The organism is Cyanobium sp. HWJ4-Hawea (assembly GCF_024345815.1).
GTDB lineage: Bacteria > Cyanobacteriota > Cyanobacteriia > PCC-6307 > Cyanobiaceae > Cyanobium_A.
The window spans coordinates 1-9,243 of record NZ_JAGQBV010000069.1 but is presented as its reverse complement, the minus strand read 5'-3'; the positions used below and the strand labels follow the sequence as shown (position 1 = coordinate 9,243).

9 protein-coding genes and 1 pseudogene are annotated in these 9,243 nt (G+C 46.8%); 7 read left to right on the top strand and 3 right to left on the bottom strand.

Annotated elements, in window-relative coordinates; all coding sequences use genetic code 11:
* Positions 1-108: GMC oxidoreductase (locus KBY58_RS11945; protein WP_255004493.1), on the top strand; the 108-nt coding region annotated here is incomplete at its 5' end.
* A gap of 12 nt (positions 109-120) precedes the next feature.
* On the opposite strand, the gene KBY58_RS11940 is transcribed toward KBY58_RS11945, so the two are convergent.
* Entirely contained in the window at positions 121-591 is a 471-nt protein-coding gene (locus tag KBY58_RS11940; protein ID WP_255004548.1) for a DoxX family protein, read from the bottom strand.
* Between the two features lie 80 nt (positions 592-671).
* On the opposite strand from KBY58_RS11940, the gene glgX reads away from it, so the two are divergent.
* The 4 genes from glgX to KBY58_RS11920 all read left to right on the top strand — a co-directional run bounded on the left by glgX (position 672) and on the right by KBY58_RS11920 (position 6,016).
* On the top strand, positions 672-2,813 hold the full coding sequence (gene glgX, locus KBY58_RS11935) for a glycogen debranching protein GlgX (protein ID WP_255004547.1): 2,142 nt from the start codon (positions 672-674) through the stop codon (positions 2,811-2,813).
* A 174-nt stretch (positions 2,814-2,987) separates the two neighbouring features.
* Complete coding sequence (locus KBY58_RS11930) at positions 2,988-3,974, top strand: SMP-30/gluconolactonase/LRE family protein (protein WP_255004545.1); 987 nt, start codon at positions 2,988-2,990, stop codon at positions 3,972-3,974.
* A 4-nt stretch (positions 3,975-3,978) separates the two neighbouring features.
* Positions 3,979-5,145 carry a major royal jelly family protein gene (locus tag KBY58_RS11925; RefSeq protein ID WP_255004544.1) on the top strand — a complete coding sequence of 389 codons (1,167 nt, stop codon included), beginning with the start codon at positions 3,979-3,981 and terminating at the stop codon, positions 5,143-5,145.
* 136 nt (positions 5,146-5,281) lie between these two features.
* Positions 5,282-6,016: a hypothetical protein gene (locus KBY58_RS11920; RefSeq protein ID WP_255004543.1), complete on the top strand. Its 735-nt coding sequence runs from the start codon at positions 5,282-5,284 to the stop codon at positions 6,014-6,016.
* 31 nt (positions 6,017-6,047) lie between these two features.
* Here the strand turns inward: KBY58_RS11920 and KBY58_RS11915 are convergent, their stop codons facing one another.
* Positions 6,048-7,037, bottom strand: coding sequence for a VOC family protein (locus KBY58_RS11915; protein WP_255004542.1), 990 nt, complete (start codon positions 7,035-7,037; stop codon positions 6,048-6,050).
* A 29-nt stretch (positions 7,038-7,066) separates the two neighbouring features.
* The gene (locus KBY58_RS11910; RefSeq protein ID WP_255004541.1) at positions 7,067-7,972 is read right to left on the bottom strand and encodes a DMT family transporter; all 906 of its coding nucleotides are present in this window, start codon (positions 7,970-7,972) and stop codon (positions 7,067-7,069) included.
* 191 nt (positions 7,973-8,163) lie between these two features.
* Here KBY58_RS11910 and KBY58_RS11905 point away from each other — a divergent pair, with 191 nt between their 5' ends.
* Positions 8,164-8,943 carry a glucose 1-dehydrogenase gene (locus KBY58_RS11905; RefSeq protein WP_255004540.1) on the top strand — a complete coding sequence of 260 codons (780 nt, stop codon included), beginning with the start codon at positions 8,164-8,166 and terminating at the stop codon, positions 8,941-8,943.
* Positions 8,944-8,967: 24 nt separating this feature from the next.
* Positions 8,968-9,243, top strand: a pseudogene (locus KBY58_RS11900) (hypothetical protein); the annotation flags it as partial.

Sequence of the window (9,243 nt, the reverse complement as noted above, 5' to 3'; positions counted from 1 at the left end):
TACGTTGTAGATACCAGTTTCATGCCCACAATTGGCGCGGTCAACCCATCCCTTACCGCCATCGCCAACGCCCTGCGTGTTGGGGATCATCTGTTGGCTAGATTGTAGAACTATATAACTTCAGCCCAACAGGCTTGTAACTAGGTCTGCGATTAGGAGGTTGTCTACCGAAAAGAGGCCGCCTCCACATGTGGCTAGCACCAGACACATCACCACATACATAGCTGCTTTTTCCCAGCTGGGAGGCTCGCCCACTCCCATGGGCCCTGCGTAGTCGCCTTCGGGAATTTGGTAGGGATCGGGTGCGATGAATGGTGTGCCCGCAAATATTTCGAGCACCATTGCGTAGGCCATCGACACAAAAATGGCGATTGCGGGTAGAGGCGATAGGAATCCAGGAATTAGGGCTATGCCTGCACCCCACATTGAGAAAGCTGATAGGAAGCAGAGCCAGGCAGGCGTTTTCATCGCCGTCGACCAGGTTTTCAGATTGCGCAACTTCGGCCAGCCGTGGCGGATAAAGCAGATCCCCGTAAATACCCGCAATACCAGAAGTGCTACCTGGCCTAGGTCAGAGGGTACCGATGGCACCAAAATTTCTACAACGTTGAATTCCACTGGGATTTTTCAATTCCCGCCAACTTAGGCCGGTATTTCAGTTCTGAACTGTTTTGTTTGCAACCCCAAATGGGTTTTTCGGCCATGATGCAGCTACGACCGGTTTTTTGCTTTCCCATTTCCTAGTCATGGCGTTTGCCCCCCTTGCCCCTGGTTCCAGTTCGCCCCTAGGTGCCACTCCTTTATCAGGCGGAGTGAACTTCAGTATTTACTCAAAGGATGCAACGGCCGTTGAACTTTGCCTGTTTGACAGCCCCGATGCAGTTGGGCCCAGCCAGGTGTATCGGCTGGAGGGCGAGCAATATCGCACTTTCCATTATTGGCATTGCTTTGTGGCGGGTCTTTCGCCCGGGCAAGTTTACGGCTACCGGGTGGAGGGCCCTTACGAACCCGATCGGGGTTTGCTCTTTGATGCAAACAATCTGCTCCTAGATCCCTATGGACTTGCCCTGGTGATGCCCGCAAATTATTGCCGAACAGCCAACCAACCGGTTGATCGCTCCATGAAAAGTGTGGTTGTCGATCCTGATGCCTACAATTGGGAAGGGGATCAACCGCTGCGACGCCCCAGCCGGGATAGTGTTATTTATGAGCTCCATGTGAAGGGTTTTACAGCAGACCCAAGTTCTGGCGTTGAGGCTCCAAATGCTGGGACCTATTTAGGTTTAATTGAGAAAATTCCCTATCTTCAGGATCTTGGGGTTACGGCCGTCGAATTGCTGCCGGTCTTTCAGTTTGACCCCTTTGATGCCCCCGGTGGTCTGCCGAATTACTGGGGTTATCAGCCAATATCATTTTTTGTTCCCCACCATGGCTACTCCAGTGGTTCGGGACCGATGGCGCCCCTTGATGAGTTCCGTACCCTCGTAAAGGCGCTACACCGCGCTGGCATTGAGGTGATTTTGGATGTGGTGTTTAACCACACGGCCGAGGCTGATGCAGATGGCCCAACATTTTGCTACCGGGGCCTTGCCAATTCTGACTATTACTTGCTTAAGGATGGGGGAGCTGGATATGCGGATTACACCGGTTGCTTTAATACCCTTAATGCTAATAATCCGGTAGTGAGGCGCTTGATTCGCCACAGCCTTCGCTATTGGGTTGAGCACATGCATGTTGATGGTTTTAGGTTTGATCTGGCCTCTGTTCTCTCTAGGGATGAAACTGGAGCGCCCTCTGCTTTGCCCCCTATCCTATGGGACATTGATACTGATCCTGTTTTAGCTGGAACTAAGCTGATTGCTGAGGCTTGGGATGCGGCCGGCCTTTATCAAGTAGGCACCTTTGTTACTGATAATTGGCAGGAGTGGAATGGTCGATTTAGGGATGATGTTCGTCGTTTTTTGCGCGGCGATTCGGGAACTGTTAGTTCGGTAGCCCAGAGGCTTATTGGCAGTCCTGATATCTATGGGTATGAAAATCGGGACGCAGAATCCAGTGTGAATTTTGTGACCTGCCACGATGGCTTTACTTTGTCGGATCTGGTTTCCTATAACACTAAGCACAACGAGTCTAATTTAGAGTCTAATCGTGACGGCAGCAATGATAATTTTAGTTGGAATTGTGGCGCCGAAGGCTACACGGACGACCCCGCTGTCTTGCGGCTACGTCTTCAGCAGAGGCGTAACTTCTTGACATTACTGCTACTTGCTAATGGTACGCCCATGATTGGCATGGGCGACGAAATTGGTCGTTCGCAATCAGGAAATAATAACGCCTATTGCCAGGATGGAGTCATCAGTTGGATGGATTGGGTTAATGCTGGAACATCATCCGACCTAGGAAGGTTTGTCAGCCTATTAATTGATTTTCGTCAACATAGAGACTTTGTTTCTGACCATCAGGACTACACCCTGAATTCCCTCATACAACTTAACCAACTCCGTTGGCATGGTGTGAAATTAGATCAGCCGGATTGGTCCGATGAATCCCACTCTTTTGCAGTTACGATCATCAGTATTTGTAGACGTTTTTGTTGGCATCTGATGGTTAATGCCTATTGGCAAACCCTTAACTTTGAGGTTCCCGCCCCCCCCCTATCTGGGGATGCAACAGTTGGTTGGCGTGAGTGGATTGATACGGCAAAAGCATCTCCCGATGACATTTCAATATTTGGCAAAGGATCCCGATTTATTGATTCTGATTGCCAGGTTTCTGCCAGATCAATCAGAGTTCTATCCTGTTACCAGGCCTAGTTAGGTTTCCTTTGCCTGGTTTTGTCTCCCCATCCTTTTTCTCTTTACATCCTTATGTTGCTAGCAAAAACTCAACCGACTAGAATAGATTGAGTTGTCTTTCCAGAAATGCCATCGCCTTCTACGCGACGAGATCCGGTGATGCTTTCCAGGCATACCAGATCGTTTTCTTGCTTGCCATTCGGCCCGAAAGCTCTTAGTTTGGCAGCAATTTTTGCTATCAGCACTGTTTTTTGGGGCGTAGCTAGGGCAGCAGAGCATTCGTTGGCTAAATGGCAGTTGAAGGCTCTTGCCTCCTATAGCCAGCCTTTAGCCCATGAAGGTCCTGTGATATTGGCGGATCGAAACCAACTCTTCTTTACATCGAATCGTCTTCGCCGCTCAGACGGTAGTCAGTATGTGATCGCTTCCATATTTGATTTAAAATCATTGAAAACTGTCGATCTTGGTCTTACTAATTCCATCCCTATGGCTAATGGGGCTTTTCGTCTTAGTAATGGTAATCTTGTGATTACGATGCAGGGCGACAAATCTAAGCCCGCAGGCTTAGCAGAGTTTAATGTTGCTAATGGTCAGGTCAAATTGTTGACAACAGGTTTTTCCGATTATCAGTTCAATAGCCCTAATGATGTGGTTCAGGCAAATGACCAATCAATTTGGTTTACTGATCCACAGTATGGTTACGAACAGGGTTTTAGGCCTAGGCCCACCATCGGCAATTGGGTCTGGCGAATTGATCAGGCTGGTCGCCGTCAACGCCTGATGATGGATGGTTTTTCCAAGCCAAATGGTATTGCATTTAGCCTTGATCAGGAGTATGTATATGTTACCGATTCAGGATTTATTGCTGGCGATGGCCAACGCAATAGTGTATTGCCGCGCACTATTTACAGGTATCGAATTTTGCAGACACCAAACGGGCCATTGGCTACCGATAGGATTACTTTCTGTGTGGTCACTAAGGGAATTCCCGATGGCTTAAAGGTAGATGAATATGGTAGAGTTTGGACAGGCACAGGTGCTGGTCTGGAGATTTTTGACAAGGATGGTAATCCCTTGGCTGTCATCCCAGTAGCTAATGGCGTAAGCAATTTCGCCCTGATTCCAGGAGGGGGAGCATATGTTATGGGCGAAACCAAGCTGTACCGTTTAGACATTTGAAACTATGAATTTCCACAGATTAAGCCTAGTTTTGGCCCTGGCATTACCGATCTCGGCTTTGCCAGCCAGGTCCGCGCCCAAGGCTAATCCTGTTGCAGGTGTATCAGTTAACTTTAAATCCAACTCGGATAGCTTAGTGCCCGAAGCAACTGTGGTAGCAGTTTCTCCTACCTATCCATGGAATGGTGTCACAGTTTCTAAGAATGGACGAATTTTCGTTAGTATGCCACGTGCTACTTCTGATTCGACCACCCCTTCGGTTGGCGAGATACTTTCAGATGGATCTATTCGTGCCTATCCTGGTGGCCGATGGAATGAATACAGTTTTGGTGGTGCTGGTGATGATCAGTTTGTAGGTATAAATTCAGTGGTCTCTGATGCGAGGGATCAGCTTTGGGTTGTTGACCCCGCGGGCATTGGTGGTAAGCCAATTCTTGGCAAGGCGAAGCTTGTTCAAATTGATCTGGCTAGCAACAAAATTGTTCGTGTCTACAGGCTCGGATCTGATGTTTTGCCCCTAGGAGGGTTTATTAACGATGTTCGGGTCGGGGGAGGTTACGCCTACCTTCCTGATTCTAGCCTTGGAGCTTTGATTGTAATCAACCTGCGCACAGGTGTTGCAAGGAGGGTGCTAGCTGACGATCCTAGGTTGCGTTCTAATCGCAGGTTAAAATTAACAGTAAATGGCGTTCCATATCTCAATTCCCATGGTCAGCTACCCAATGGGAATATGAGCGTGAACCCTGTTGAGCTTTCCGTTGATGGTAAGTACTTTTATTTCCAGCCCAGTGGTGGCCCTGTCTTAATGCGTATTAGGACAACTTTGCTGAACGATTTCAATGTTTCTGATACCACCCTATCTAAGGCGATTGAACCCTTGGGTCCTGGTCCATTTAATGCCGGTATGTCCATGGCCGCCGATGGCTCAATTTATTTTAGTGACATAGAGTTAGGCGGAATTATACGGCGTTTTCCTGACGGACGTTTCGAGACTGTTTCAAAGGGGCCTGCCTCAATATTGGTCTGGCCAGATGCCTCAAGGATTGGGCCAGATGGTTATCTTTATTTCCCATCTTCCCAAATTAATAGATTTGCAGGCAATAGTAGTTCTGGCAAGTCTGAACTTAAGTTTCCCTTCTATCTCTTCAAGGTAAAGATAAATCCTAATTAGTTTTAGTTTTTTAGATGATTTAGCTATGTTATCCATGGTATATTCAGCGCCTGTCTTACTTTTGCTTCTTGTTTTCTTTCTGCCTCGACCAGTCAGTTCTGAGACTCTCACAAACGCGTTTGTGAGACCTGCTCAGATGTCTAAGCTCACATTGACACCGCCAAATTCTTCTAATCGTTTAGAGATAAATCACTTTCAACCTCTAATCAAGGAAGATAAGAGCCTCTCTTTTTTCGACAACTCTGTTTATGCTAAGGCCCAGCCCTCTGACTCCTGGTCTGATAGCAATGGGTTTGTCAAACAGTGGGGAAATAGTATACGGTTTGGTTATCGAAAGCTTAGCAGTGATCTCTCTTCGTATCATGGCTTTAACGGAGGATATGATTTAGCTTGGCTTGGTAATTCATTCTTTCAGCAAATCGGAGTTGGTGGTGAGCTAATTCGCCCCTCCTACAATTTACGTGCTACGGCCTCTTTCCCCCTAGGAAACGGCGGTGCTCAGGCATCCAGCCAATCTGCTATACCCTCCGCTGTTCTTCAACTCGGATTCCCCCTTGGTATACCAGGTTTTTCCGGATCCGCTCGAGCCTATTATCTCTTTGGTGAAGTATCTAACCCTTCCCCAGGTGCTCAATTGCAAATTGGTTATGGATTTAATCATAACTTAAGTGCAACGCTGTCAGGAAGTTTTGATGATATAGGTGGTTTCGGAGGCTCTCTTCAGTTCAAATTCTTATTTAGGCCACCCTCTCCAGCTGCTATCCCCGCTGGTATGCCGTATTCAACGGCCGTACCCTATTCCCAGGCGCTTGGGAATATCGGCAGTAGAATTATTAAGCTTTCAGGTTCAACACCAGCCTATGGTGACTAGATTGTGATTCCAATGAGTCTGTTTCTAATATCTAAATCCCAACTACTATTATTGCGTGTTTGTCTGGATCTCTACTGTGAAATCCCCTTTGATATCCATTCAATCCGTCATAAAGTTGAATTATAGGGCCGCATTCTGACCCCCACTCAGATTCTTTAATTTTTTTATGTATCTTTTCCAAATCAGTTGCCTCGAGAATTAGGCGCCAGTCACAAATTTCATTTGCTTTGGGTAGGTTCCGTCGCCTTCCACCAGTGGGTCTCTCATATTGCAGTAGCTCTATTCCCATAACATCTTCTTTGGCGTCTGGCCTGAGGGATGTAATCACTACATGTGTGTCCTTTATTCCGTCAAGTCTGTCTTGCTCCAAACCGTAGTTTATACCACCTCCCATTACATGAAAACCCAATAGTTCCTGATAGAATCTCAGGCTTTCTTTTGTGTCAGATATTCCAATGGCACTGTGATCGATCCCTAAATTTGGGCCTGTACTGTTTTCGTCATTATCGAAGTTTTCCTGTTCATGGATACTATGTACGTGCCATCTGTTATTACCTTTGTCTTCGGGAAACTGCAGAAGTTCAAGTGGCTGGCGGATCGGGTTTCTAAACTTTATGGCTTTAATGCCACTGGCTCCCCTATTCCATTCAGGTAATGTCTGAGTATTTGTAGAAATCGTATCTTGGGGATTAACTAATCCTTTTTTAAGGCTTTTTTCTATATTTTCGGTGACGATACAAATGTGCTGAAACCACAGGTCATTGCTGGTAGAATCAAGAGGTATTGGTATGTTGCCTTCAGGTAAAGTTTGCTCCCATAGTTCAAGTTTTTCATCGCCAAGGCGTAATACAAACCGCTTTATAGTTATTTCTTGCTGCCCACCAATTAGCTTTGTGAGACAGTTTTCACTATTGTTGATTTGTGATTCAAGCTTAAATCCTAGTTCTTTGCAGTACCATTGAGAAATAGCTCTTCCATTATCACATGGCTGGACCACTGAAACGATTTTCTTGATGGCCATTTAGGATTTCTCTGTTTTTGATGTGGTTTCTAGTCGGTTTTTAACTTGTTATTTCCCCCGGGGTCATCCTTTCTTGCACCTATGCTCATTGCTCCCCCAATACAAATGAATGCAGAGCCTACGTAGGTTCCCATCCCTATGGGCTCGTTGAATATAAATATTCCAAATACGGCGGAAAATATAATAGAGCTATATTGAAAAGCTCCTATCTCATGCGGCTTGGCATATTGATATGCTTTAATTATAAGGAATTGAAATAGTACTAGGCACGCCCCTGTTGCGATTACCATGTGCAGGTCATGGCCTGCTATTGCCTTGAATTTACCTATTGATAGTATTGTCGAGCATACTGATCCAAATAATAGGAAATAGAATATTTGCGTAATTGCCGATTCGCTGTTGTCCAGCTTTTTTACCGTCAAAAATTCAATGGCTGTCATTAAACCTGCGGCAAGAGCAATTATGTTGCCTGGGTTTGTAAATAATGAAGAGTCAGGTTTGACTATTATTACCATTCCTGCAAAGCCAAGCCCTATGGCAAGCCATAACGACTTTTGAATGTTTTGCTTGAGTACCAGTAAGGCTAGGATCGGGATGAATATTGGTGTGGTATTTAGTAATACATTTGCATCCACGAGGCTTGTTAGTTGGGCAGACGTAATAAATAGAAAGAAGCCTGCAATGCCAGTGGCTCCTCTCAGCAGGTGATACGGGGCGACTGAAGTGTGCAGATCTTGAAACTTTCGAATCACCATTATTGGTGTTACGAAAATCAGGGCACTTAGAAAGGTCGCCCAGGTAAATAGCTCAACGCTTAACTGGGTTCCTATCTGTTTGCCTAGCACGCTCTGCACCGTGTTGGCCAGGAAGGCCAGCACAATAAATATCGCCCCTTTGGCTAGCTGCCCGCTACTCGGCTTGGGAATAGGCGTCATGTGTTTGGGACTCAATTTTTTAATCTAGTCTCCTTTGAGCATTTTGCATCTTCTCTGCAGGCATAGGTTTGCTTTTGTTTTGAAATGCCAGCATGATCTCTTGCTATTGCTGACCAAATCGACCCGTTTGTCTATAATTCGTCTGAGTATTTTTTGATTCCTCCATGTCTTCGACCAATCCCTTCACTGGTATGGCGCTGTCCAGCTTTCTCCAGGGCAAGGTTGCCATCGTTACTGGTGGCAACAGCGGCATCGGTAAATCAATCGTTGAGTGCTTGGCCCATCTTGGCGCCAAGGTCGTAATTGATTACCGTTCCCATCCCGAGGCTACCGAGGCAATCGAAAAGGAGATCGGTGCCTATGGCGGCTGCAGTTTTGGTGTGCAGGCTGATGTCGGCAAGCTCGACGATCTACAGCGCTTGATCGATTCGACGGTTGCCAAATTTGGCCGACTTGATGTGATGGTTAATAATGCCGGTATCGAAACCCGGACTTCCATTCTCGACACTACCCCCGATGATTTTGACAAGGTTTTGAACGTCAACCTGCGGGGTGTATTTTTCGCTACCCAGTACGCGGCAAAGCAAATGATTGCCCAGGGCGGCGGAGGGAGAATCATCAATATTTCATCCGTGCATGAGGATTGGCCGATGCCCAATAACACCCCCTACTGCGTAGCCAAAGGTGGTGTGCGCATGCTTACCCGCACTGCCGGTGTGGAGCTTGCTTCTAAGGGTGTCACCATTGTCAATGTGGGGCCCGGTGCCGTTGCCACCCCGATCAACGATTCGACCATGAATAATCCTGAGTTGCTGGCTAAGTTGAATGCCGCCATCCCCATGGGCAGGATGGCCCAGCCTGAGGAAATAGCCAAGGTTGTGGCATTTTTGGCCAGTGATGCTGCGAGCTATATCACTGCCACCTCCATCTTTGCCGATGGTGGGATTATGCAGAGCAGCCCTGGCCTTTAGTTAGTTAGTTAGTTGCCTGGTCTAGTGGTGAAGCTACATCATCGCTTTTATCGCCGACTATTTTTTCTTTCCCTGTTGGAAATGGTGGCGATTGCGCTGCCATTTCCTTTTCGTAGAGTTACTAGCTTTGTTTCCTTAGCCTTTGTAGCTTTGCTGGCGATTGAGTTGGGTAAACCTCTGCGGGGCCGGCGAATGCCCTACTGGTTTGACCGTTACTATCGGCTACTTGGCCTAGCGTCGTTTCTTTTTCAACTGATTTGGTTGATTTCGCCTCAGTCGCTTCACTTTTTAAGCGGCTTG